Below are 24,655 nucleotides of genomic sequence, written 5' to 3' on the forward strand. Positions count from 1 at the left end.
TATGCTATCCTTTAAAGTTAGACAATTGCGAAAAACGCTTGCGCCCTTTCGCATAAAACTGCCACAAGATACAGTTTTTTATCTGTTCGGGAATCGGATTCACATAAGTTTTTCGTAAATTTTCCTCCCGGGCCTTACTAAAATAAGAACGAAGCCGCTTATACTCTTTTCGTGCATGAAGCACCGCCTTGGCATTCCCAAACTGTCCCTTAAGCAAAAATTGAAAGGCAGCGACGTAATCAAGAATCGTACGAACACGCATTACCCCACTTAATTCTTCAGAAGGAAGATTTTTGTAAAGCATGACAAGGTTATTACGAAAATTGAGAAAAGTCTTACGCGGACTCTCTTTTTTCAGTGTTGCCGCACCTACATGATAAACTACGCTTTGTGGAATACAGACAATGCCTCTCCCCCGCGAACGAAGCCGCCAACAAAGGTCGATCTCTTCCATATGCGCAAAAAAACGTGCATCGAGCCCACCTACATCCGTATAATCCGTCAGACGAATAAACAAAGCAGCCCCCGTAGCCCAAAAGACCGGAACAACGGTATCATATTGTCCTTCATCTCTTTCCGTCGTCCCCATCATGCGCCCCCGGCAAAAAGGATAACCATAACGATCAATGTAGCCACCTGCCGCACCAGCGTATTCAAACATCTGCTTTTGATGCCAACTGCGAATTTTCGGCTGGCAAGCCGCCACTTCGGGATGAGTATCCATATAGGCAACAAGTGGTTCGAGCCAATGTTCCGTTACCTCCACATCCGAATTCAGCAAAACGACATATTCCGCATCTACCTTATTTAAAGCAAGATTATACCCCTCTGCAAAACCGTGATTTTGTTCCAACAGAATCAAACGGACAGCAGGAAATTCCTCCCGCAACATGGCAACAGAAGTATCCGTAGAACCATTATCTGCCACGCATATCTCTATATCGTCTCCATCCGAATAATGAATTACCGACGGAAGAAATGAACGGAGTATCTCACAGCCATTCCAATTCAATATAACAATCGATATCTTTTTCATTTATGATAGAATAGTGCCTTTCAATGCCGTTCCCTCCTCATTAAGTTCACCCAACAAAACATTAACCACTTTATTATCAAGAGAAGGATCATTTTCAACTTCTACCCGTATATAATTAGTAGTAAAACCATGCATCGGCAAACCAGCCTTAGTCTTTTCCATCAAAACAGGCATCACCTGCCCCGTATGACGGACATAAAAAGAGCGCGTTTTCTCGTCAGAAAGAGTCAGCAACCTCTGGCTACGTTTATGTTTCTCGTCGGGAGTTACCACATGCTCTATTTTCAGCGCTTGTGTACCCGGACGTTCCGAGTAACTGAATACATGAAGCTGTGTCACATCCAGCCCGGCAATAAATTCATAGGCATTTTCAAAGAACTCTCCGGTTTCACCGCGTGTACCCACAATCACATCCACACCGATAAAGGCATCTGGCATTATCTCTTTTATTTTTTTTACTTTAGAAGCAAACAAAGTCGTATCGTAGCGACGGCGCATCAGTTTAAGCACCTCATCACTGCCCGATTGCAAAGGAATATGAAAATGAGGCATAAAACGACGGGAACGGGATACAAATTCTATAATCTCATCTGTCAACAAGTTCGGTTCGATGGAAGAAATACGATAGCGCTCAATGCCTTCCACTTCATCAAGGGCTTTCACCAAATCAAAAAAAGTTTCTCCGGTCGTCTTACCGAAATCACCGATATTCACACCGGTAAGCACAATCTCCTTACCGCCTTCGGCAGCAGCCTGACAAGCTTGCTCCACCATCGAAGCAATCGTTCCGTTTCTGCTACGCCCACGAGCAAAAGGAATGGTACAATAAGAACAAAAATAATCGCAGCCATCCTGTACCTTCAGAAAAAAGCGGGTACGATCTCCCCGCGAACAAGACGGTGCAAACGAACGGATATCTTTGGTTGCCGTAGTATAAGCTTCTCCTTCTCCATGCTTCTGCAAATCACCTAAATATTGAAGCAAATCTTTTTTCTGTTCAGCACCCAATACCACATCTACACCCTCAATCTTCGCCACGTCACCCGGCTTAAGCTGTGCATAACATCCTGTGACCACAACAAAAGCGCCCGGATGCTGTTTCACCAGTCTGTGAATAGCTTGACGACACTTCTTATCCGCCATTTCGGTCACCGAACATGTATTCACAACACAGATATCCGCATGTTCTCCCTTACGAGCCGTACGTACACCTGCTTCCCGCAAAATCTTACCAATAGTCGAGGTCTCAGAAAAATTCAACTTACAGCCTAACGTATAGTAAACAGCTGTCTTATTTTGAAATACAGTGGTATCTATCATATTTTAATAAACGCATATTTGTGACAAAGTTACATATTATATAAGAAAAGTAATGCATTCTATGTGAATTAAGGATTAAAAACAGAGAATTAAGCGTTTACTTAAATTAAAAAATTTAACCTCCGCACAGTGGTTAAATCTTATTTTTTGGTTCCTAATTAAATTATTATTCCTATTTTTGCACAGTTTACTAAAAAACGTGCAATGATAAAAGAGAATTTCATCAAATTATACGAGAACAGTTTTCACGAAAATTGGGATTTACCTTGTTATACCGATTATGGTGACAACATCAGTTATACCTATGGGCAAGTTGCCGAAGAGATAGCCCGCCTTCACCTGCTGTTCAAACATTGTAGCCTGCGACGTGGTGACAAAATTGCGGTTATCGGAAAAAACAATGCCCGTTGGTGCATTGCTTACATGGCCACAATTACTTATGGGGCCATTATTGTTCCCATCCTTCAGGATTTCAATCCGAGCGACGTACACCACATCGTCAATCATTCCGAATCCGTATTCCTTTTCACCAGTGACACCATCTGGGAAAATCTGGAAGAAGAAAAACTAACAGGGCTTCGTGGAGTATTTTCCTTATCAGACTTCCGCTGTCTATATCAGCGGGATGGAGAAACCATACAGAAATTCATCAAGCATCTGGATGAAGAGATGCATCACACCTATCCCAAGGGATTCCAGCGCGAAGACGTACAATATACCACGCTTTCCAATGACAAGGTAATGCTATTGAACTATACTTCCGGCACTACCGGTTTCAGTAAGGGAGTAATGTTAACCGGAAACAATCTGGCAGGCAACGTTACTTTCGGTATCCGTACCGAGCTACTGAAAAAAGGAGATAAAGTACTTTCTTTCCTCCCACTGGCACATGCCTATGGCTGTGCTTTCGACTTCCTGACAGCTACAGCTGTAGGCACCCATGTCACACTGCTCGGCAAAACCCCCTCTCCGAAAATCATCATGAAAGCTTTCGAAGAAGTGAAACCCAATTTGATTATCACTGTTCCGCTCGTTATTGAGAAAATATATAAAAACACCATTCAACCTCTCATTAATAAGAAAGGAATGAAATGGGCACTCAGCATTCCACTACTCGACGGACAGATTTATGCACAGATCCGTAAAAAACTGATCGATGCTCTGGGAGGACGTTTCAAAGAAATAATCATTGGCGGAGCGGCTATGAATCCGGAAGTGGAGGAATTTTTCCATAAAATAAAATTTCCGTTTACCATCGGATACGGAATGACAGAATGTGGTCCGCTCATCAGCTACGCACCATGGAACGAATTTATCCCAACCTCTTCCGGTAAGATACTCGACATTATGGAAGCACGCATCTATAAAGAAAATCCGGAAGCGGAAACCGGAGAAATTCAAGTACGCGGCGAAAATGTAATGACCGGCTATTACAAAAACCCGGAAGCAACCCAAGAGGTATTCACCGAAGATGGCTGGTTGCGCACCGGTGACTTGGGAACAATGGATGCCAATGGCAATATCTTTATACGCGGACGTTTGAAAACAATGATTCTGAGTTCAAGCGGGCAAAATATATTCCCGGAAGAAATTGAAGCCAAACTGAATAACTTGCCTTTCATTCTTGAAAGCCTTATTATCGAACGAAACAAAAAGTTAGTGGCTTTGGTATATGCAGATTATGAATCATTAGATTCGTTAGGACTCAACCAACCGGAGAATTTAAAAACGATCATGGATGAAAACCTGAAGAATCTAAATGCAAGCGTAGCCAACTATGAGAAGATAAGCCAGATCCAACTCTATCCCACGGAATTTGAAAAAACTCCTAAAAGAAGTATTAAACGCTACTTATACAATAGCATAGCAGTAAACTAACCATGTTGTAAAACATATTGTGAGACAAATAGAAAGCGATCTTCGAAAAAAAATATAAAAAAAGTTGGTATATCGAGAACAACGTATTCCAAAAGTCTATATCTTTGCAGCGTTTTAATAAGCAATTGATTGTATTATAGATTAAAAAGCAAAGAAAATGAAAAAATTAGTTTTAATGTTCGCAGCTATCGCAGCAGTATCGTTGGCATCTTGTGGTAATAAAGCAGCTGATGCAGCAAAAGCAGAAGCAGACTCTATCCGTATCGCTGATTCACTTGAAGCAGTAGAAGCAGCTGCAGCTGAAGCAGCCGCAGCAATTGATACAGTAGAAGTAGTTGATAGCGTAGCAGTAACAGAAACTGTAGCTGAATAATTTCTACAGTTTAGAGAGAATTGAAAGTCTGACGTGAAAAATCACGGACAGACTTTTTTTATGTCCCCTTTCCCAATAAAATATCAAGGAAGCACAACGAATAAGTGATAAAAAAACGTGTAAAAGGACACAATAAAAGATTATATAAAAAGAAAAGCCTGTTTTTGAGAGAACAGGCTTTTCTTTTTATATAATAAGTATCTTATTATTCAGCAACTACCTCAAAAGGAATTTCTACAGCAACTTCCTTATGCAGTTTAACGACAGCTTTGTAAGAACCAACTTCTTTCACAGCATCTTTCACTACGATAATCTTTCTGTCTACTTCATGACCCAATTTAGCCAATGCCTCAGCAATTTGGATATTACTTACAGAACCAAAGATTGTACCCGTAGAGCTAACCTTAGTAGCAATAGTCAAAGATACACCTTCCAACTTAGCAGCCATAGCTTCAGCATCTTTCTTGATCTTTTCAAGTTTGTGAGCACGCTGTTTCAGTTCTTCAGCCAACATTTTTTTTGCAGAAGGAGAAGCAATAATGGCTTTTCCAGTCGGGATCAAATAATTACGACCATAACCAGACTTAACAGTTACGATGTCATTCTTATAACCCAAATTTACTACGTCTTCTTTCAATATAATTTCCATACTTTTCCTCCTTCTTATTTCATCATGTCAGTTACATAAGGCAACAATGCCAAGTGACGTGCTCTCTTCACAGCCTGCGCAATACGACGTTGGAACTTCAAAGAAGTACCAGTAATACGGCGAGGAAGGATTTTTCCCTGTTCATTCAAGAATTTCTTCAAAAATTCAGGATCTTTGTAGTCGATATAACGGATACCACTTTTTTTGAAACGGCAGTATTTTTTCTTCTTTACGTCTACTGAAGGCGGAGTCAAATATCTGATTTCTGATTGAACTTGTTGTGCCATAATTAATCCTCCTTTTTGCTTGATTTAACACTTCTTCTTTTAGCAGCATACTCTGCAGCGTATTTATCCATCTTGAAAGTCAAGAAACGGATCACGCGTTCGTCACGACGAAAATTCAGTTCCAACTTGTCGATAACAGTAGGATCTGCATTGAACTCGATCAACTGATAAAAACCTGTAGACTTCTTCTGGATAGGATAAGCCAACTTCTTCAGTCCCCAGTTCTCTTCATTAATAATCTCAGCACCTTCAGCCTGAAGAATGCCTTTGAATTTTTCTACCGCTTCCTTCATCTGAACATCAGACAAAACGGGAGTTAAAATGAAAACGGTTTCGTATTGATTCATACTCGTTTAATTAAATAAATAATTTATTTGATTTAAAAATGCGGGTGCAAAGTTAGACATTTTATTTTGAACAACAAACATTTAATCTTTTTTTATACCCGGAAAATAGGATTTATCGAAGAAGCATCCTACCTTTGCAAAGTTGTTGAAACAATAATTTCATGATAGAACAGTTTAACTTTGACATCCGACTTATTTTTGCCATTTTGAATGGCAAAGTCTCTGCTGCTATTAACCGAAAGCTGTACCGTAACTTCCGCCAAGGCGGTTTGGAAATCAGTCCAGAACAATGGACCGTACTCATTTTTCTTTGGGAAAAAGACGGTGTGACCCAGCAAGAGTTGTGTAATGCAACTTTTAAAGATAAGCCAAGCATGACCCGGCTGATAGACAATATGGAACGTCAGCATCTTGTAGTTCGTATCTCAGACAAGAAAGACCGCCGTACCAACCTCATCCACTTAACAAAAACCGGTAAGGAACTGGAAGAAAAGGCACGTCTTATAGCCAACCGGACTCTCATGGAAGCCTTACAAGGTATTACCGTTGAAGAGCTAAGCGTCAGCCAGGAAGTTCTGAGAAAAATATTCTTTAATACCAAAGATTAGATGTTTATAAATATGCAAAAACTGACTATTTACACTGAATAATAGTTTTTTTGCATAAATAATTTCGCCCGTTAAAGAATTATGCTTTAATTTGTGGCTAAGAATAAAATAATCTATAAAAATACACACACATGAAAGGCTTATTAAAGAATTTAGGATTAATATTGATCTTGGCTGGAGTAATCATCTTGATTGCTTGTTCTTTTACTGGCAATGTAAACAACAATGCCATCTTAGGAACTTCTGTAGTCTTGGTAGTTTTAGGTCTTATCTCTTATATTGTAATCAACAAGAGAATCGCAGATTGATATTAATGGAAATAAAAAAGTCCGGGAATGAATATTTCCGGACTTTTTTATTTTATCCTCCGTTTAGTTTTCAACTTCAGGAGTAATCAGTTTGTACCCTTTTCCGTGAATATTGATAATCTCGATAGAGTCATCTTCTTTCAAATGTTTACGCAATTTAGTGATGTATACATCCATACTGCGAGCATTGAAATAGTTATCATCAATCCAGATAGTCTTTAAAGCGAAATCACGTTGCAAGATTTCATTTGCATGTGCACAAAGCAAACCAAGTAATTCCGATTCTTTTGTAGTCAGTTTCGTTTGCTTCCCTTCCGAGGCAAGAATTTGTTTCTGTGTATCGAAAGTAAACTTACCGATTTTATAGATATTACTTTCTTTGTTCTTCTTTCCACGCACACGTCTCAAGATAGCCTCGATTCTGAAAGTCAGTTCTTCCATACTGAAAGGTTTGGTTATGTAGTCATCCGCACCAATCTTAAAACCTTCCAAAATATCTTCTTTCAGTGTTTTTGCTGTCAGAAAAATAATAGGAATTTCCGCATTTGCAGCACGTACATCCTGCGCCAATGTAAATCCGTCTTTCTTAGGCATCATTACATCAAACACACACAAATCATACTTATTCTTCAAGAAAGCCTTATAACCAGCTTCTCCATCCGGATACAACTCAGCAGAATAACCTTTTGCCTGTAAATATTCTCTTAAAAGCATGCCAAGATTCTCGTCATCTTCGCATAATAAAATACGCAGTTTCTCGTCCATATCATTAATTTTTTAATAAAGGTAATGCAATAATAAATTTTGTTCCCACATTCAATTCGCTCTCGGCACGGATAGTTCCCTTATGATCCTGAATAATCTTCTTCACATAGGCTAACCCTAATCCGAATCCTTTTACATCGTGCAGATTACCTGTATGCACGCGATAGAACTTATCAAATACCTTTTTAAGGTTTTCTTTTTTTATACCGATACCGTTATCCTGTATAGAAATCATCAACTTTCCCGGTTCATTCCAAGTTCTGACATTTAGCAACAGGTCCTCTTCCGGCTTCTTATACTTCACCGCATTGTCCATCAAATTGAAGATCACATTGGTGATATGCATTTCATCTGCAAATATAACAGGATCAGTGGCCTCAAGGTTCGATGTTATCTTACCATTATATCGTTCCACCTTTAAAGTGAAAGTATTTATCACCCCTGTTATCAACTCGTTCGCATCGATTTCCTTCATCTTAAGCGTTGCTTTCTGCCGGTCGAACATTGACATCTGAAGCACTTTTTCCACTTGGAAACGCAGTCGCTTCGTCTCATCATTGATCACTCCCGATATATGCTGGAACATCTGTGGAGACTTGCCCACCGCAGGATCTTTCAGCATTTGTGCTGCCAGCGAGATAGTCGATATCGGCGTCTTAAACTCATGTGTCATATTATTGATAAAATCGTTCTTCATTTCTGTCAGTTTCTTCTGACGGAAAACAATATACAACGTGAAAATAAACGTTATCAACAACACGAAAGTAAATATCATAGATGGAATCATAAAACTCACCGAATCAAAAATATAATCTTTTTTTCCGGGAAAGTGCACTTTTACGATACTCATCTTGGCCGGCGGATCGTTCTGAAAAAGAGGTTGGGTATAAGAGTCCTCGCTTCCTTTCATTTCAAAATCCGCACAACGGTATACTTCTCGTCCATCTTTATCGATTACTGTAAAGTGGTAAGGCAATTCTATACCATTATTAAGTAGGGCCGACTTCAAGTAATCATCCAAATCCTTAAATCTTACGCGTTCGCCTATCGACTTGTCACTGGCACGATAAACCATTTGCAGTGCTACTTCGTCAAGCAAAACCCGTTGATACATATAACGATTCTTAACCGCATCGAGCAATGACTTCGATGTTTTCGGAATCGTATTTCCACCATGCCTGCGTGAAATCATCATTTTGGGTAACTCCGACGGTTTGTTCGTCATCACTTTCAATTCAAAGTCCGTCATTATTCTTCCATCCGGTGATTTCACCGTAAAACGTTGCGTCTGCTGAACCAAATCCTCTCCTTGTATAGTAGAAGAAGCTGTCAGTGCTTTCCGTTCGGCTTCAGAAATATCCTCTCTCAGCCAACGGTCCGTCTCCGCAAATTCCACATCTTTTGATACCTGATACAGACTATTCCGCACAGAATTATCAAATTGTTCTTTGCGCATCTTTACCATTGCCTCTATATAACTCACTTGCAAGTAAAGTAATCCGAGGAAGGAAAGACCCATTACAATACCTAATATCCAGATTGTTGACTTTTTCATAGCAACAAAATTAACACTCCCTAATTAACACGCCTAACACATTAACCTGTTTTAACCGTACATTCTCGTAAATTAACCGAAAGGCGATATTTAGCTCATGTTCTGACGACTATAACAAAACATTCTACCCTTTGGTTTGCAAATTTAATAAAAAATTAAATCTTTCTCTTGAATAATTCCACTTTTCTTAATCATTGTTAAGTAAAAAAGCCGCTTCTCTTTCAAAAGAAAGAAAAGCGGCTAAAGCATTATAAACGAATAATAATTACTCCTCTACCTGTTTGGCTTCGAAGTCCTTAATTAACTTATCCTGTACATCGGACGGTACCAGTTCGTAACTTGCGAATTTCATAATAAACGAAGCACGCCCACCAGTCAAAGAACTCAAGGCCGTAGAGTAAGAAGCCATCTCTTTGAGAGGCACTTTAGCTATGAGTTTCTCAAATCCCTTCTCACTGCTCATGCCCATAATCATAGCACGGCGTCCTTGCAAATCGCCCATTACATCACCCATCTTATCCGACGGAACAAATACTTCCACATCATAAATAGGTTCCAGAATTTTCGGACCGGCATTCTTAAAGGCTTCACTAAACGCGTTACGTCCCGCCAGCATAAAAGAAATTTCATTGGAATCTACCGGGTGCATTTTTCCATCATACACAATCACACGTACATCACGGGCATACGAACCGGTCAACGGCCCTTGCTCCATGCGTGCCATCACTCCCTTCAAGATAGCAGGTAAAAAACGGGCATCGATAGAACCTCCGACGATACTATTGACAAAAACCAATTTTCCTCCCCATTCCAATGGTACCTCTTCAGTACCTTTTACATTGATCTTAAATTCCTGCCCGTTAAATTTGTAAGTATCCGGCACAGGCATTCCTTCCTTGTATGGTTCAACAATAAGATGTACCTCACCAAACTGGCCTGCACCTCCGGATTGCTTTTTATGGCGATAATCGGCACGGGCAGCCTTGGTTATCGTTTCGCGATAAGGTATCTTCGGCTCTTCAAATTTCACCTGAAGTTTTTCATTATTTTCCAGGCGCCATTTCAAAGTACGCAGATGGAATTCTCCCTGTCCGTGTACAATCGTCTGCTTCAATTCCTTAGACTGCTCAACCACCCAAGTCGGATCTTCTTCACGCATACGGTTTAGAATACTCATCATCTTCTCCACATCAGCCTCATTGACAGGTTTGATGGCACGTGAATATTTCGAGTTGGGATATTTGATAAAATTAAATTTATAATCACAATCCTTACCATCCAGCGTATTACCGGTTTTAACATCTTTCAATTTTACAGTAGCTCCGATATCACCGGCTAAAAGTTCCTCCACTTTAATACGATTGGAACCAGCTACCACATAAAGCTGCGCCATACGCTCTTTTGATCCACGGTCGGCATTAACCAAATCATCGCCTTCGTGCACTTTTCCACTCATTACTTTAAAATAAGACACCTCTCCGATATGAGGTTCGACACTGGTTTTAAAGAAATAGAGGGAAGTAGGGCCATTAGCATCGGGTGCCACCTCTTTGCCTTCGGTGTTCGTTACTTTAGGCATTTCAGAAACGAACGGAACAACATTACCCAAAAACTCCATTAAACGGCGTACACCCATATCCTTACCCGCACATACACAGAAGACAGGGAACATTCCACGAGCCGCAAGCCCTTTACGGATTCCTTCACGCATTTCATCTTCGGTCAATGAATCCTGTTCAAAGAATTTTTCCATCAGTCCCTCATCATTTTCGGCAGCTGCTTCTACAAGCGCCTTGTGCAATTCCATAGCCTTATCCATTTCTTCGGCCGGAACATCCTCAATGATAGGAGCACCTCCTTCGGGTTTCCATGAATACTTCTTCATCAACAGAACATCGATAAGGGCGTTAAAGCCGGGACCTGTAGCAATAGGATACTGGATAGGAACAACTTTTGAGCCATAAGCCTCTCTTAACTGTTCCAAGATATTATCATAGTCGCATTTATCATTATCAAGCTGGTTGACAAGGAAAATAACGGGTTTATTCAATTTTTCAGTGTAACGGAAATGATTCTGTGTACCGACTTCGATGCCATATTGGCCATTAAGAAGAAGAATTGCTGTATCGGTCACATTAAGTGCAGTAACTGTGCCTCCTACAAAGTCGTCCGAACCCGGACAGTCTATCATATTCAGCTTTTTATTGTTCCATTCTACATGGAATACGGTAGAGAAAACGGAGTAGCCATACTCTTGTTCAACAGGGAAATAATCACTAACTGTATTTTTTGCGGCAATTGTTCCGCGACGTTTTATAACACCACTCTCGAAAAGCATTGCTTCCACGAGAGTGGTTTTCCCAGAGCCAGAACTTCCCAATAAGGCGATGTTCTTAATTTCGTTAGTCTGATATACCTTCATAATATATAAGATTTAAATGAATTACTCAGTATGTTCTCGCATACCATTATTTTAGTGTGGCGCAAATTAGGAATTAATAAGGGGAAAAGCAACAAAGAGCACTGTGTTACTAAACAATGTTATGTAACACGTTATGGAAATAAACAAAACGGGAAGAAACTGTTCGCAGAGTAAAAAAGGTTAAATGCCGAACGACCACTTTTTGTAGAGGTGCATGGCATACAACCTCTACGAAGGATGTGAAATTTAAACAGGCATTCAATTATCCTATTTTGTCGCAATTTCAGTTTGTATTTCCTTAAGCCAGGGGGATGTGAATTTTACTTTTATTATTCCTTCTGCTCCGGAAGCCTGTATATATGCCAGCAACCGTCCATGAAACACACGCTGAACGTGATCTGTATAATCTCCCATATCAGAGTTATTACTCGCTTCCAACCCCAAAAGCCGTGCAGGGCCAACTATATGACACGTTATTTCATCATCTGAAATCATCACCGGAATACCCTCTTCATCTACCACCTCTAAACTTACCTGAGCCAGCCCCTTATCTTTGGATATAACATTATTCTGATGTACAATTTTCAATGCATAAGGCCGGCCTGAAGATTGTATCGCATGACGTATGACTTCATTGCCATTAACATCCAGCCCTATCACCTCCAATCTACCAGACTCAAAAGGAATATCCCAATAGATAATTCCCGTATTATCATCATAATCTTTTGTTTGGCCGACAATTTTATTATTCAATTCCAATCTGGCTTTTGCAGCATTCGTGTAACAAACCACACGAACAGACTGTCCGACAATATAATTCCAGATGGGCCACGCATCCATAGAAGGCGTCTTCTCGATATAACCGCTTCCGCTATTCAATGCCTCCAACCCAGACCAAACATCTTTCATCAAACTCCCGCTTCTCATTCCCGGAGTGGGATAAGTTCCAATATAAGCCATCGGTTTTGTCGACCAAAGTGCCTGACGAAAATAACCGCGCGGTTTGATCTCTCCACTAAAATCCAAAAGCCCCGAATAGAATCCACGCGAAGGCCATCTGCCGGATTCCCCCAAATAGTCGATACCAGTCCACAAAAATTGCCCCAATATGTGTTCTTTATCCCTAACCGCTCTCCATGCTTCCATATCGTGCCGGTTTTCACTTCCATAAATCACACGACCGGGATATTTTAAATGATCTGAATCATACCGGCTTTCCGTATAGTTATATCCGGCAATATCCAAAGCACCGGGATATTCCGTTTCGTTAGACATCGCTACTCCGGCCAAACCAGCAGTAACAGGACGAGAAATATCATACTGTTTTACTACTTTTACAAGCCTTTTCGCTATATCCCCAAGACGCATCGCGTCGGGTGCATCTTTTTTATAACCGCCATACATGGCCTGAGTAAAACCTCCATCTCCATCAAGTATGGGATGCGAATAAGGATCGTTCGGATAATCAACCTCATTTCCTATGCTCCATGCAAATACAGATGCGTGATTTCTGTCACGTTGTACCATATCGGCAAGATCTTTCTCACCCCACTCCCGAAAGAAATCGTATGAACCTTGAAATCCGGGTACGCCTACGTTCCAGCCTTCTATCCACTTACGTTTAGGAAACTCCCATTCATCATAAGCCTCATTCAAAACCAGAAGCCCCAATTCATCACATAAATCATATAAATCGGGAGCTTGCGGATTGTGGCTCGTACGAATGGCATTACAACCGATCTCTTTCAGATTCAGTAACCTTTTCCTCCAAACGTCCCGTGGAACAACCGTTCCTAAAGTTCCGGCATCATGATGAATGCACACTCCTTTCATTTTCATCCAGTTGCCATTGAGTGCGAATCCTCTATCAGGGTCGAAAGTGAAAGATCGTAAACCGGCTTTGGCCACTGTTTCACCAATGATTTCTCCATTTTTAGAAACAGTGGTTTTCAGTTGATAAAGATTGGGATGGTCGATATCCCAAAGTCGAGGGGCATTTACTTTTAAATCAGACCGGATCTTTTCACTCAGACCGGATTGTATGGATAATTTCCCAGATTTCCTTGCCACCGTATTTCCTTCAGTATCAATCAATTCATTATTTACAGTTACAATAGAATTTACGTCCGACTCGTTCTCTACTTCCACTTCGACATGAAGAACAGTTTGTTTTTTTGTTACCGACTTCGGATAAGCATATACTCCCCATTGAGCAATATGCACAGGATTGGCCTCCACCAAATAAACATTCCGGTAAATACCAGATCCGGTGTACCAGCGAGAATCAGCCCGCCGACTATGATCTACCTTAACCGCAAGCATGTTATCCGAATCATACTTTACATAAGAGGTAATATCATACATAAAAGAAATATAACCATTCGGACGTTTACCCAATAAGTGTCCGTTAATGTAGACCTCACTCCTGTTGTACACACCTTCAAAATATACATAAAGCTTTTTACCCTTTAATTCATCTGCTATTTTTATTTTTTCTTATACCAGCCGGTTCCTCCGGGAAGATATCCCGTACAACTGGCTAATGTAGGACTCAATTGTCCTCGCACACTCCAATCATGCGGCAAGTCAACTTTTAACCAATTCTGATTTGCGTCAGGAAGCTCCGGAGAATCATTTAAGATGAACTGCCAATCGTCCGTTATTAATTCTTTTTTCCAAACATCGGATCGGCAAATAGATCATCAGATAGAAATATTGATAGAACTATCAATATCAATGCACTTAATTTTCTTTTCATACCTATTGTTTTTGTGTCTAAAGATGCGGTTTCTTTTTAAAACCGCATCTTTAAAATTATTTCTTCACGATCTTTTGTATTCTATAGCCTTCATCAGTTTCTATACTTGCGATATATATACCGGCGGAAAATCCCGGCAAAAACAACTTGCACATATTATCATTGATACCTGCCTGCTGATAAACTACTTTTCCATAAACATCATATACTGTGATATTTCGTATCGTATTTCTACTGTTGACAGTTGCTTCATCAACGATAGGATTAGGATAAATATGGATATTTATCTCCTCTGGTTCTTCTGTTATTGAAGAAGGAACGGTAGATTCCGAAACAAATGTTACTATAGAAAGAGGAGGCAAGATAAATGTTTCCCCTTCCTTGATTTTCGGATAAGCTCTCATATCATCATTATCAGAAGTAATATAAGGAGTAAATTCTAAACCGCTATTAGCAGATACAGGCAGATTTTCTACTGCCAACTCAATCCTGCTTTGAGTGATCTTTGAATTTGCCGCAACAATAATAACCTGATTGGTTTCTTCATCAATATATGCAGAATACATATCATTTCTCAGCGCTGCTATGACGCTTAAATTATCAGAACGATTTACCTCCACCCGTTTCATTCCCGGACGTACAAAGCGGGAGTACTGCCCAAGTGTATAAAGAAGTTTTGTATCGTTGTAAAAACCATCTGTCATATCTTTTGTTGTCATCGTCTCAAGCAATGCAAAGCGGCTTTCTCCCAAATGTTTTCCTTGGCTGAAAGCAGTCCACCAGTGCCATCCGGTAGCATTACCCACTGATAAATCGACATGCAACATACGGGCAAGGGCTATTGCACACTCTATCTCACGAAAGTTTCCTACTATGCCACCAGGATGTCCCCAAGTATAACCGCCGTCTAAAAGACTGTATTCGGTCTGAAAATACTCGAGCTTGTCATCTGTCGCCTCCATTACTTCCCGAAGATGTACACGGCTATTATACATATCTTCCGGATTACGGTCGCTCCAATAACTATGTCCGGATGCCACATAAGAAACATTCGGCAGCCCACCTACTTTCATATCCGGTTCTTCGTTACCCCAGAATTTCGGTATTTGAGCTATTAAGCTACCAATCGCACCGCCTTCTGCAATAGACACTTCCGTTGTGAGCTTTCTGGAAGCAAATACCCTACTCATACTTTTCGTAACATCTGCAATTTGCTGGTCAGTAGCAGGCGATCCTTCCTGACCGGCCCATCCGTCACCTCCGGGTCCCCATTGATATTGCGGTTCGTTTATCGGGCTGATATAATCGAAATGAATACCTTCCTTATCAAAATGCTCTACGACATCGGCAGTAAACGATGCAAAATTATCGTATTTATCAGATGCAAGAATATAATCCCATCCGTTTTCCTGATTGAAAGCATATCCGTGTTTAGTAAAATATACGGGGGGAGAATTCATGAAACCGACAATATCTTCTACTTCATAATCCAGTACAGCTTTCTTGAGAAACCATTGTTGTCCTTTTTGTTTCTCCCAATTGTAAGTACCATCAGGATTCATGAAACATTCAGTACGCTTACTGGGTCCCGCTATTTTGCTTTCTTCGCCCTGCTCCGCAGACCCCGAACCGATATTAAACCTCCAGCAAGACAATCCGATCCCCTTAGGATTTCCTTCGTTATCAAATTCTTTGCTGAAAAGCAGTTCCGCGAGCCGATTCTTTTTTTCTTCGGGCCAGTACTTACCTAATACGTCGGCATCCCAAGCATCGGAAGCACCAAAATTACGTATAGTTTGATGTTTATTGGCAAAATCAACAGTTATACTTAAGGAAGTAAGATTACTTTTATAATATTCGTTTACCCCGTCCGGTCTCATTGCATAATTTTCCACTACGAATTCATCATAAAGCCCACCTGCACTTTTTGAAGTAGTGGTACTTCCCAAGCTCCACTGATTTAATCCCAAACTATAAGTTTCCACCCCTGCGTTTACAATGATTTGTTTGCCATTCTGATAAATTCGCATATTATTCTGGGCAGTCATGGAGTAGAAAATACTTATGGCATTCCATTCATCAGATTCAAGTTTTTCCTGGCTTACTGTTTCATTCTTTACACCATTCTTTACCGTTTCCAGTACAAGGTAAGCCGCATCACCATCGACTTTTATTTTAATACCATAGCTGTTGTCATCGTCTTTTGAAGCCTGATAGATATATTTTCCATCATCGGTGGCACCAATCGATTCTTTTTTATACAAAAAGTTTATGGTTGACGAACCGTTAGATAAGATATTATCAGAGAAATTCAGTTGTCCCCCTGCATCTATTTTTACGGCCGGCCCTCTTTGACCGTCACGAACAAATGAATATTTAAAGCCATCAAGAGTTATACGCCTGCCTTCTTCATTCAAATTATTATCAAAATGAAAGGTAAGAGGCCCTTCTCCAAGTGGTTCCGTGATAGCTTCACCTGCATATATTTGGGAAACCTGACTCTGGCTCAACGGATAATGATAAATATTAATATCATCTATCGAACCAGTCGACGGATGTAGCTCACGGTTAGGATTCATTCCAAAAAACAGATGTGTCAGATTCATAAGAGATAAAGAGACAAAAATATTCTTTGTTCCCACTTTCTCACCATCCAGATAATAACTCCAAGAGGTTTCGTGTACTACTAAGACAACATGATGCCACGCATCATTCGCATCTATACATGGACCGTACAACGGTTCCCAAACACCCGAATTGAATGTTCTGGCATCGCAAACAACACCACTTAGCGAATCATCAAATCCATATACAGGCATAAAATAAATATTGCTACCGTCAACGGAATTATAGAATTCAAAGATCTGTTTCCAACTAACCTTAGAATCATCCCGTGAACTACGCTTATACCAAAAAGAAAGGGACATTGTGTCTCCCATAACAGGTGCGGGCACCATTACAGCATGTTGACACTTATCGCCACTAAAATAAAGAACTTTTCCACGGACAGCGTCTTCCACAATCCTGGCACCATTTTTCAACTCCAAGCTTGTATTAGCCTGTCTGTCAATCACGCCTTGTTCAAAGTCATATGAAGCATATAGTTTATAATCAGCATAATTTTGTGCAGACAAACATAGCGGCAAAACCAAGGCGAGATATATGAGTATTTTTTTTAAGGTCATATTTGTATTAGATATTTATATTGTTTACTATTTTCACTGACATTATCATATTATCAATATTCTCAGTGTACATAATGCAAATGCCTGTATTCAGGTCAGCAACATCAATTCCCGATTCATTTTTTTTATTATACAGCTCAGTCTGTTCAATCACAACTCCTTCAATAGAGAAATCTCTATCGGATTTCGGTACAGGACAAATGTCTTTTACAGGAGAAATGCCGGTCAGTCTCCCCAATAGTGCTAAACTCTTTTTCATACATATTAAAATTAAAGTGAAACAATTTATTCAAACAAAGCGTTGTCCAAAACAGTTTATCTTAAATCCAAGATCACCTAATCTCCCTCACCCTCTGTTCTATTATTGCAAATCTATGTATTTAACAGCAAAGCAATAGACCAAAAATCGTGCAACGATAAGCGCTAAATCGTGCATACAAAATGAATCGGTCTTTCAGAAATCAGATTCATCCCCATCGCGCCCCCGAAACATACCAAATCATTCAAATATAGACAGTGAATCGTGCAAAGAAGTTTTTATCATCAGTGAAATAGAAATTAAATAGTATATTTGACGGTCAATAATTAAAGAAGTTAAGTACTTATTTCCAAACACATATGCAAATGATGAAAAGCCTGTTGACAAGTCTCGTCCTTATTTTCTCCTCTTTTCTATATTCTCAAAATTATTATGTCAAACAATTGGGAATAGAACAAGGCTTATCGAATAACAGTGTTGTAAACATCACTCAGGATAAAGACGGTTTTCTGTGGTTTGCCACCGAGGAAGGGCTCAATAAATTTGACGGAAACCGTTTCATTAACTATTACAAACACACGAACCATATTAGTGGTAATGAACTTAACAGTATCTATGCCGATCCTACAGAACCGATTATCTGGATAGCAACTCAACGGGCGGGCATGAATGCATACAATTATGAAAAAGATGAATTAACCGTATTTACACATGACGACTCCAATCCTAATAGCCTCATCACAAACGACGTTACACATATCTCACCAGCAAGTGACGGCAATTTATGGCTCAGTACTTATCATAGGGGAATAGAATACTTCAATAAGAACACCGGAGAATTTACTCATTACAATACCACGACTTTGCCCAATTTACCATCCAACAATGTTTGGACGGTAGTAGAAGACGGCAATGGAAAAATATACATTGGCCACGTAGAACATGGAATGAGTATTGTTTCATTGAAAACCAAACGTGTAAAGAATTTCAAGTATAATCCCGACAATAAAAACGGTATACCTGGAAATCATGTTCACTGCATATACAAAGATAGTACCGACAATATATGGATAGGAACTGAAAGGGGAGCTGCTTTATTCGACACCCAAACAGAACAATTTTTCTCCATAAATCAAATAGCCAATATTCCCTCAACGTCTACAGTTTTCGATATCCGGCAAATGGATAATAAAAAAATCTGGATGGCCACCGAACTAAACGGTATCTTTATCGTAGATATCAAGCAACAATTATTCCTCCCGCAAAATCAGTTTAATCTGGAACATCTCACAGTGGGAAGCAATAATTATAGTTTATCCAATCCGACAGCGAGGTGTTTATTTCAAGATTCTTTCAAAAACATCTGGATAGGCACCTATGGGGGCGGTATTAATTTTATAGGCCACACTCCGCCTTTTTTCAAAAGCCACAGCTATTCTCCAATTAAAGATTATAAAAACAGTCTTAGTAATCGGGTCGTATTGAGTTTATGTACAGACAAAGACAATAAGTTATGGATCGGTACTGACGGAGGGGGAATCAATGTCTTTGAAAAAGACAATCGCACGGTCATCTATAACGAAGAAAATGGGAAACTGAGCCATAATTCTATTATAAGCGAATATTGCGATTCTCAAAACAATATATGGATAGGAACCTTCATGGGTGGTGTAGATATCTACGATTATAATAAAAAAAACTTTTCCCATGCCAGCCTTAAAGAGATTTCTTCCTGTGACGCCCGTTGTTTTTATGAAGACAACAAAAACAATATGTGGATAGGAACCAGTTCGGGAATATTTATTGTTAACACTCAAACTTATGAAAACATAATGCATTATACCACTGAGAATTCTTCTCTTCCAGAAAATACCATACGCAGCCTCATTCAAGATACAAAAGGAAGAATCTGGATAGGTACCTTCGGACAAGGATTATCCATCCTCACCAACGAAATGAAATCCATCTGTCATTTCAATGAATACAACGGCTTCTGTTCCAATAGCATAAATTATATTTTCAGAGACTCTGAGAGTAGAATCTGGATAGCGACAGGCGATGGATTAGTCTGTTTCCCAGCCAATAAAATTCACGAATACAAAGTTTATAACCGGCAAGACGGCATTTACAACTCCTATATTCGCGCCATTACCGAAGATGGTGAGGGTAACATCTGGTTTAGCACCAATGCAGGTATCAGTTGCTATATCACGGCAACCGGACAATTCATAAACTACAACTATTTCGACAAAACGCCAATAGGCAATTTCTCCAGCGCAGCCGTAACAAAAGATGAAAATGGTATCATTTATTTCGGCTCAATAAATGGTGCCCGCTATTTTGATCCGGTTACCGTATTAAGTAACCGTGAGGTATCTCCTGTCATCATCACCGAGATGAAAATATTCGAAGAACAATCCGCACATAAAGATAATAACACTATAAACTTTTATGGCCAAAACAATGAAACCATACAACTAACTTACAAACAAAACACTTTTAATCTGGCATATAGCGTTCTTGATTATTCTCAAGCTAATTGGATAGATTACGCATACCGTTTGAAAGGTTTTGATGACTCATGGTACACCGTCAACGAAAATACGGTAATGTTCCACAACATTCCACCGGGAGAGTATGAATTTCAAGTGAAAACACGGATACATAATCAGAAATGGTCTGGCGAGATCAATATTCTTCCTATTCACATTACTCCCCCCATCTGGCTATCATGGTGGGCAAAAGTGCTTTATTTTATTCTCGCAGGATATATCATTTTCTATCTTCTTAATCTTTATAAGAAAAAAGTAGATATGCAAAGTTTTTATGAACTGGAAAAGAAGAATCATGAACAGGAACAGGAACTTAACAACGAACGTTTACGCTTTTATACCAATATCACTCATGAATTACGCACCCCGTTAACCCTAATTCTGGGACCACTGGAAGATTTTCAGGAAGACAAAGAACTGCTTCCACATCAACGTAAGAAAATATCTATCATTCACAACAGTGCTATTCGGCTTTTAAACCTGATTAATCAGATACTTGAATTCCGTAAAACAGAGACGCAAAATAAAAAACTTTGTGTGAGTAAAGACAATCTTGCAGCACTGGTTACAGAGGTCAGTCTGAGATATAAAGAACTGAACTTGAATAAAGAAGTTGAATTTAACATAACAATTGAGCCTGAACCGCTTTCGCTCTATTTCGACAGAGAAATAGTAACTATGATACTTGATAACCTAATTTCCAATGCCGCCAAATATACTGAAAAAGGTTATATCAATATCTCACTCTATACTACCCGAAAAAATGATACGGACTATGTAGAAATCAAAGTTTCTGATACGGGACAAGGTATATCCGCAGATGAGTTACCACATATTTTCGAAAGATATTATCAGGCCAGAAGTGACCGCCAGGCATCGGGTACCGGTATCGGCTTAGCATTAGTTAAAAACCTTGCCAAACTACATCAAGGAGAAATATATGCGGAAAGCGTTCCGGGCGAAGGGAGCAGCTTCTACTTTTCTCTTATTATGCATAACATATACCCCAATGCCCTACATACAGATTCTGGTGAAAAGGCCCCGAAAGGCAATACGGAAATAGAATCGGCAGAGGTAGTGCCCACTGATGATATTTCTTGCGAAAAACCAATCTTGCTGGTGGTAGAAGACAATTCTGATATATGCGAATATATATCAGAATCATTCTCCGACTCATTTGATGTAGTAACCGCAAGCGAAGGAGAAGCCGGTTGCCGTGCCGCCATCGCACATATCCCCGACATTATAGTAACGGATATCATGATGGCCGGAATGAACGGTATCACTTTCTGTAAAATCATAAAAGAAGATGTACGTACAAGTCATATCCCAGTCATAATGCTTACCGCAAAAGACTCTTTGCAGAATAAAGAAGAAGGTTATCAGGCAGGTGCCGACTCTTATCTGACAAAACCATTTAGTGCAAGTTTATTGAGAAGCCGTATCTACAACTTATTGGAATCCCGCAGAAAATTAGCCAATCAGTTTAACTCCAACTTAAATATAAATTCTGATAAATGTATAATGCTCCATGAGTCTCTGAACCGACTGGATGACGAGTTCATACAAAAGATAACGCAAATCATTGAAGATAATCTGCAATCGGAAAAAATAGACGTAGCCTATCTATCAGACAAACTATGCATGAGCAAATCTACTCTCTACCGAAAAGTGAAAGCCTTGACCGGAATTTCAACAAATGAATATGTACGGAAAATAAAAATGAAGAATGCAGAAAAATTGATACTGGAAGGTAGATATACCATTTCTGAAATAGCTTTCAAGGTGGGAGTAAACAGTCCGGTCTATTTCAGGCAATGTTTTAAAGAGGAATTCGGAATATCGCCATCGGAATACTTAAAAGGATTGAAAGGAGAAGAAACAGTTTAGAGCCTGAACAATTCATAACCAACAGTAAATAAATGGTTATTAAGTAGTTAAGTAGTAAGCAAGTAGGAAAGAATAAAAGCTTTCTACCTACCAACAGGAAGTTTATACCGAATGATAAGAGATTTTTCTTCCAATACCTTATCCACAATAAATGTACTAAATTACAGCGTTCACATAAATAAGCAGAAGCGATAACCGGTTTCTGAACCTAAAGTCTTACATTTGCAAAAGTAAACAACATAACCGGATTATGGCAGGTATCTACATTCATATCCCTTTTTGTAAAACCCGTTGTATTTATTGTGATTTCTATTCCACTACCCTCAGTGAATTCAAAGGACGATATATCCAAACCCTTTGCCGGGAATTGGAAATACGCCGGGACTATCTGCAAGGTGCCCCCATCGAGACAATTTATTTAGGAGGAGGTACTCCATCGCAACTAACACAAGAAGACTTCTTACAGATTTTCGAAACAATCGAAAGAGTTTATGGTATGAAGCAGGTACGCGAGATTACCCTTGAAGCCAATCCCGACGACCTTACTCCGGAGTATACACGGATGCTTGCCACCCTGCCTTTCAACCGTATCAGCATGGGGATACAGACTTTCAATGAGAAAACTTTGCAATTGCTTAAGCGACGTCACACCGCCCCGCAAGCCATCGCAGCCGTAGAGCATTGCAGGAAAGCAGGGTTCCAAAATATAAGTATCGACCTCATCTACGGACTCCCCGGAGAAACAGCAGAAAGTTGGAAATACGATCTGAAGCAGGCTATCGCCTTGAATGTGGAACATATATCGGCCTATCATCTGATATATGAGGAAGGTACCCCCATGTATAATATGTTACAGCAGCATCGTATCAGCGAAGTAGACGAGGAAAGCAGTGTCGGGTTCTTTTCCGAACTTATTGACCAATTAACGACCGCCGGATATGAGCATTACGAAATATCCAATTTCAGCCGCCCCGGATATCACTCGCAGCATAATACGGCATATTGGAAAAACATTCCTTATTTAGGCTGCGGACCGTCAGCGCACTCTTTCAACCGCCAGGAACGAGAATGGAACATAGCTTCACTGAATGATTATATAAACGGCATAGAAAACGGGAAACGAATTTACGAAACGGAAGATCTGAACACAGTGACACGATACAATGAGTTTATCATTACCTCATTACGCACTTGTTGGGGCATTCCTCTCGCGAAACTAAAAGAAGAATTCGGTACCGGATTGTGGCAATATTGCCTCGACTCGGCTGCCTTATCCCTTAAAAACGGGAAGTTAATCGAGAAAGACAATGCCTTGCGCCTTACGCGGGAAGGGATATTCATATCCGACAGTATCATGAGCGACCTGCTCAAAATAGAGGAGTAGAAAGAGCCATGACCGAATCCGAAGTACGAAAGCTATTGCGACAAATGAAGGAATGGGACTCTCAGACCGCATTCCGCAGATTCTACGATTTAACCTACGACCGCCTGTTTCGTATTGCCTACTATTACGTAAAACGGGAGGAATGGTCACAGGAAATCGTACTCGATATTTTCCTAAAACTTTGGGAGCAACGCAACACATTGCCCGAAGTCAGAAATATTGAAGACTATTGCTTTGTTATCACCAAGAATGCTTCCCTCAACTATCTGGAGAAGGAAATGCGCCGAAGTGCTTATACCGACAACGAACTTCCCGAATCGCCGGAAAGCGACTATAATCCCGAAGACGAACTTATCAGCGAAGAGTTGTTCGCCCGCTATGTAAAAGCATTGGACCGTCTGCCTGAGCGTTGCCGAGAGGTATTTATCCGCATACGGGAAGAAAAACAGAGCTATGCACAAGTGGCCGAAGAATTAGGTATCAGTACTAAAACAGTAGATGCCCAATTGCAGAAAGCCACCGGTCGATTGAAAGAGATGATTATGTCTGTCGAAATAGATTAACATTTATTTAGAGATAAAGGATAGGGAATTATCATCGTCCCACTGTCTTTATCAATGAACAATGTTTATTATTTATTAGACTAACGTATGAAACGATTCTATTTTCAAACAACCGTAGCGTTGTTAGTAAGCCTCTTATTATTGGCATGTGATGACAAAAACAAGAACTACCCTACCGACTATGTAGGCTTCGAGCATTCTATGCAATCTCACTTCTACAGCAAAAGTGACAAAGAAGAAACAATAGAAGTAAAAGTGATTGCCGTTGATAAAAAGAAAGAGGATAGAGAAGTTAAATTAAGTATCAACCGGTCTGCTATACCGGGAATAGGCGTGGTGTGCAAGCTAAATAATGACCGGTTAATAATAAAAGCCGGAAAGAAAGAAGCCAAAGCCACTATCACACTTTTTCCGGGAAAGGCCATTAAAGGGGAAATCATCCAGATAGTCTGTACACCTTTATGGGAAGGCGGACAAACATCAAAAATGTCTATCGAACTGATACCCAAATAGAAA

The 24,655-nt window shown here is 39.9% G+C and carries 19 protein-coding genes; 8 read left to right on the forward strand and 11 right to left on the reverse strand.

Annotated features, from left to right (window positions below; all coding sequences use genetic code 11):
• Nucleotides 1-4: 4 nt before the first annotated feature.
• Both RB604_RS00045 and mtaB read right to left on the reverse strand, forming a co-directional pair.
• Nucleotides 5-1,036, reverse strand: a complete 1,032-nt coding sequence (locus RB604_RS00045; protein ID WP_007482134.1) for a glycosyltransferase family 2 protein — start codon at nt 1,034-1,036, stop codon at nt 5-7.
• Nucleotides 1,037-2,356 (reverse strand): tRNA (N(6)-L-threonylcarbamoyladenosine(37)-C(2))-methylthiotransferase MtaB, encoded by a 1,320-nt coding sequence (mtaB, locus tag RB604_RS00050; RefSeq protein WP_007482133.1) that lies wholly within the window; start codon nt 2,354-2,356, stop codon nt 1,037-1,039. It abuts the gene before it with no gap.
• Between the two features lie 204 nt (nt 2,357-2,560).
• Between mtaB and RB604_RS00055 the strand changes: the two genes are divergently transcribed.
• Together RB604_RS00055 and RB604_RS00060 are read left to right on the forward strand one after the other, a co-directional pair.
• Nucleotides 2,561-4,234: a long-chain fatty acid--CoA ligase gene (locus RB604_RS00055; protein WP_007482132.1), complete on the forward strand. Its 1,674-nt coding sequence runs from the start codon at nt 2,561-2,563 to the stop codon at nt 4,232-4,234.
• A 157-nt stretch (nt 4,235-4,391) separates the two neighbouring features.
• Nucleotides 4,392-4,607, forward strand: a complete 216-nt coding sequence (locus RB604_RS00060) for a hypothetical protein (protein ID WP_005933549.1) — start codon at nt 4,392-4,394, stop codon at nt 4,605-4,607.
• A 205-nt stretch (nt 4,608-4,812) separates the two neighbouring features.
• On the opposite strand, the gene rplI is transcribed toward RB604_RS00060, so the two are convergent.
• The 3 genes from rplI to rpsF are packed head-to-tail and all read right to left on the reverse strand — an operon-like array spanning nt 4,813 to nt 5,890.
• Nucleotides 4,813-5,256, reverse strand: coding sequence for a 50S ribosomal protein L9 (gene rplI / locus RB604_RS00065; RefSeq protein ID WP_005933552.1), 444 nt, complete (start codon nt 5,254-5,256; stop codon nt 4,813-4,815).
• Nucleotides 5,257-5,270: 14 nt separating this feature from the next.
• Entirely contained in the window at nt 5,271-5,543 is a 273-nt protein-coding gene (rpsR, locus tag RB604_RS00070) for a 30S ribosomal protein S18 (protein ID WP_002562536.1), read from the reverse strand.
• Between the two features lie 2 nt (nt 5,544-5,545).
• Nucleotides 5,546-5,890, reverse strand: coding sequence for a 30S ribosomal protein S6 (gene rpsF / locus RB604_RS00075; RefSeq protein ID WP_002562537.1), 345 nt, complete (start codon nt 5,888-5,890; stop codon nt 5,546-5,548).
• A gap of 161 nt (nt 5,891-6,051) precedes the next feature.
• On the opposite strand from rpsF, the gene RB604_RS00080 reads away from it, so the two are divergent.
• Nucleotides 6,052-6,498 (forward strand): MarR family winged helix-turn-helix transcriptional regulator, encoded by a 447-nt coding sequence (locus tag RB604_RS00080; protein ID WP_005933559.1) that lies wholly within the window; start codon nt 6,052-6,054, stop codon nt 6,496-6,498.
• 131 nt (nt 6,499-6,629) lie between these two features.
• The gene (locus RB604_RS00085; RefSeq protein WP_005933561.1) at nt 6,630-6,806 is read left to right on the forward strand and encodes a hypothetical protein; all 177 of its coding nucleotides are present in this window, start codon (nt 6,630-6,632) and stop codon (nt 6,804-6,806) included.
• 63 nt (nt 6,807-6,869) lie between these two features.
• Here RB604_RS00085 and rprY read toward each other — a convergent pair whose 3' ends face one another.
• The 6 genes from rprY to RB604_RS00115 all read right to left on the reverse strand — a co-directional run bounded on the left by rprY (nt 6,870) and on the right by RB604_RS00115 (nt 17,750).
• Nucleotides 6,870-7,571, reverse strand: a complete 702-nt coding sequence (rprY, locus tag RB604_RS00090; protein ID WP_002562540.1) for a response regulator transcription factor RprY — start codon at nt 7,569-7,571, stop codon at nt 6,870-6,872.
• A gap of 4 nt (nt 7,572-7,575) precedes the next feature.
• Nucleotides 7,576-9,126 carry a sensor histidine kinase gene (locus tag RB604_RS00095; RefSeq protein ID WP_005933563.1) on the reverse strand — a complete coding sequence of 517 codons (1,551 nt, stop codon included), beginning with the start codon at nt 9,124-9,126 and terminating at the stop codon, nt 7,576-7,578.
• A 265-nt stretch (nt 9,127-9,391) separates the two neighbouring features.
• A complete protein-coding gene (gene fusA2 / locus RB604_RS00100) occupies nt 9,392-11,548 on the reverse strand; it encodes an elongation factor G2 (protein ID WP_005933566.1) in 2,157 nt (718 codons plus the stop codon).
• A gap of 267 nt (nt 11,549-11,815) precedes the next feature.
• Nucleotides 11,816-13,984 carry a glycoside hydrolase family 2 TIM barrel-domain containing protein gene (locus RB604_RS00105; RefSeq protein WP_373133515.1) on the reverse strand — a complete coding sequence of 723 codons (2,169 nt, stop codon included), beginning with the start codon at nt 13,982-13,984 and terminating at the stop codon, nt 11,816-11,818.
• 378 nt (nt 13,985-14,362) lie between these two features.
• Nucleotides 14,363-17,491 (reverse strand): glycoside hydrolase, encoded by a 3,129-nt coding sequence (locus RB604_RS00110; RefSeq protein WP_055294781.1) that lies wholly within the window; start codon nt 17,489-17,491, stop codon nt 14,363-14,365.
• Nucleotides 17,492-17,498: 7 nt separating this feature from the next.
• Nucleotides 17,499-17,750: a hypothetical protein gene (locus RB604_RS00115; RefSeq protein ID WP_007482129.1), complete on the reverse strand. Its 252-nt coding sequence runs from the start codon at nt 17,748-17,750 to the stop codon at nt 17,499-17,501.
• Between the two features lie 365 nt (nt 17,751-18,115).
• Here RB604_RS00115 and RB604_RS00120 point away from each other — a divergent pair, with 365 nt between their 5' ends.
• The 4 genes from RB604_RS00120 to RB604_RS00135 all read left to right on the forward strand — a co-directional run bounded on the left by RB604_RS00120 (nt 18,116) and on the right by RB604_RS00135 (nt 24,652).
• A complete protein-coding gene (locus RB604_RS00120; RefSeq protein ID WP_007482128.1) occupies nt 18,116-22,192 on the forward strand; it encodes a hybrid sensor histidine kinase/response regulator transcription factor in 4,077 nt (1,358 codons plus the stop codon).
• A gap of 250 nt (nt 22,193-22,442) precedes the next feature.
• Complete coding sequence (gene hemW, locus RB604_RS00125) at nt 22,443-23,576, forward strand: radical SAM family heme chaperone HemW (protein WP_005933578.1); 1,134 nt, start codon at nt 22,443-22,445, stop codon at nt 23,574-23,576.
• Between the two features lie 8 nt (nt 23,577-23,584).
• Nucleotides 23,585-24,139, forward strand: a complete 555-nt coding sequence (locus RB604_RS00130; protein WP_007482127.1) for an RNA polymerase sigma-70 factor — start codon at nt 23,585-23,587, stop codon at nt 24,137-24,139.
• An 87-nt stretch (nt 24,140-24,226) separates the two neighbouring features.
• The gene (locus tag RB604_RS00135) at nt 24,227-24,652 is read left to right on the forward strand and encodes a hypothetical protein (RefSeq protein WP_005933583.1); all 426 of its coding nucleotides are present in this window, start codon (nt 24,227-24,229) and stop codon (nt 24,650-24,652) included.
• Nucleotides 24,653-24,655: the final 3 nt, after the last annotated feature.

Origin of the sequence: Bacteroides salyersiae, from assembly GCF_031172035.1 — a bacterium.
Lineage (GTDB): Bacteria > Bacteroidota > Bacteroidia > Bacteroidales > Bacteroidaceae > Bacteroides > Bacteroides salyersiae.

Bases quoted from the DNA above. Each gene is read 5' to 3' on its own strand.
- RB604_RS00135 (WP_005933583.1), top strand. From the start codon at position 24,227: ATGAAACGATTCTATTTTCAAACAACCGTAGCGTTGTTAGTAAGCCTC.
- RB604_RS00110 (WP_055294781.1), bottom strand. From the start codon at position 17,491: ATGACCTTAAAAAAAATACTCATATATCTCGCCTTGGTTTTGCCGCTA.
- RB604_RS00060 (WP_005933549.1), top strand. From the start codon at position 4,392: ATGAAAAAATTAGTTTTAATGTTCGCAGCTATCGCAGCAGTATCGTTG.
- RB604_RS00095 (WP_005933563.1), bottom strand. From the start codon at position 9,126: ATGAAAAAGTCAACAATCTGGATATTAGGTATTGTAATGGGTCTTTCC.
- hemW (WP_005933578.1), top strand. From the start codon at position 22,443: ATGGCAGGTATCTACATTCATATCCCTTTTTGTAAAACCCGTTGTATT.
- RB604_RS00080 (WP_005933559.1), top strand. From the start codon at position 6,052: ATGATAGAACAGTTTAACTTTGACATCCGACTTATTTTTGCCATTTTG.
- rpsF (WP_002562537.1), bottom strand. From the start codon at position 5,890: ATGAATCAATACGAAACCGTTTTCATTTTAACTCCCGTTTTGTCTGAT.
- RB604_RS00130 (WP_007482127.1), top strand. From the start codon at position 23,585: ATGACCGAATCCGAAGTACGAAAGCTATTGCGACAAATGAAGGAATGG.
- fusA2 (WP_005933566.1), bottom strand. From the start codon at position 11,548: ATGAAGGTATATCAGACTAACGAAATTAAGAACATCGCCTTATTGGGA.
- rplI (WP_005933552.1), bottom strand. From the start codon at position 5,256: ATGGAAATTATATTGAAAGAAGACGTAGTAAATTTGGGTTATAAGAAT.
- RB604_RS00085 (WP_005933561.1), top strand. From the start codon at position 6,630: ATGAAAGGCTTATTAAAGAATTTAGGATTAATATTGATCTTGGCTGGA.
- rpsR (WP_002562536.1), bottom strand. From the start codon at position 5,543: ATGGCACAACAAGTTCAATCAGAAATCAGATATTTGACTCCGCCTTCA.
- rprY (WP_002562540.1), bottom strand. From the start codon at position 7,571: ATGGACGAGAAACTGCGTATTTTATTATGCGAAGATGACGAGAATCTT.
- RB604_RS00120 (WP_007482128.1), top strand. From the start codon at position 18,116: ATGATGAAAAGCCTGTTGACAAGTCTCGTCCTTATTTTCTCCTCTTTT.
- RB604_RS00055 (WP_007482132.1), top strand. From the start codon at position 2,561: ATGATAAAAGAGAATTTCATCAAATTATACGAGAACAGTTTTCACGAA.
- RB604_RS00115 (WP_007482129.1), bottom strand. From the start codon at position 17,750: ATGAAAAAGAGTTTAGCACTATTGGGGAGACTGACCGGCATTTCTCCT.
- RB604_RS00045 (WP_007482134.1), bottom strand. From the start codon at position 1,036: ATGAAAAAGATATCGATTGTTATATTGAATTGGAATGGCTGTGAGATA.
- mtaB (WP_007482133.1), bottom strand. From the start codon at position 2,356: ATGATAGATACCACTGTATTTCAAAATAAGACAGCTGTTTACTATACG.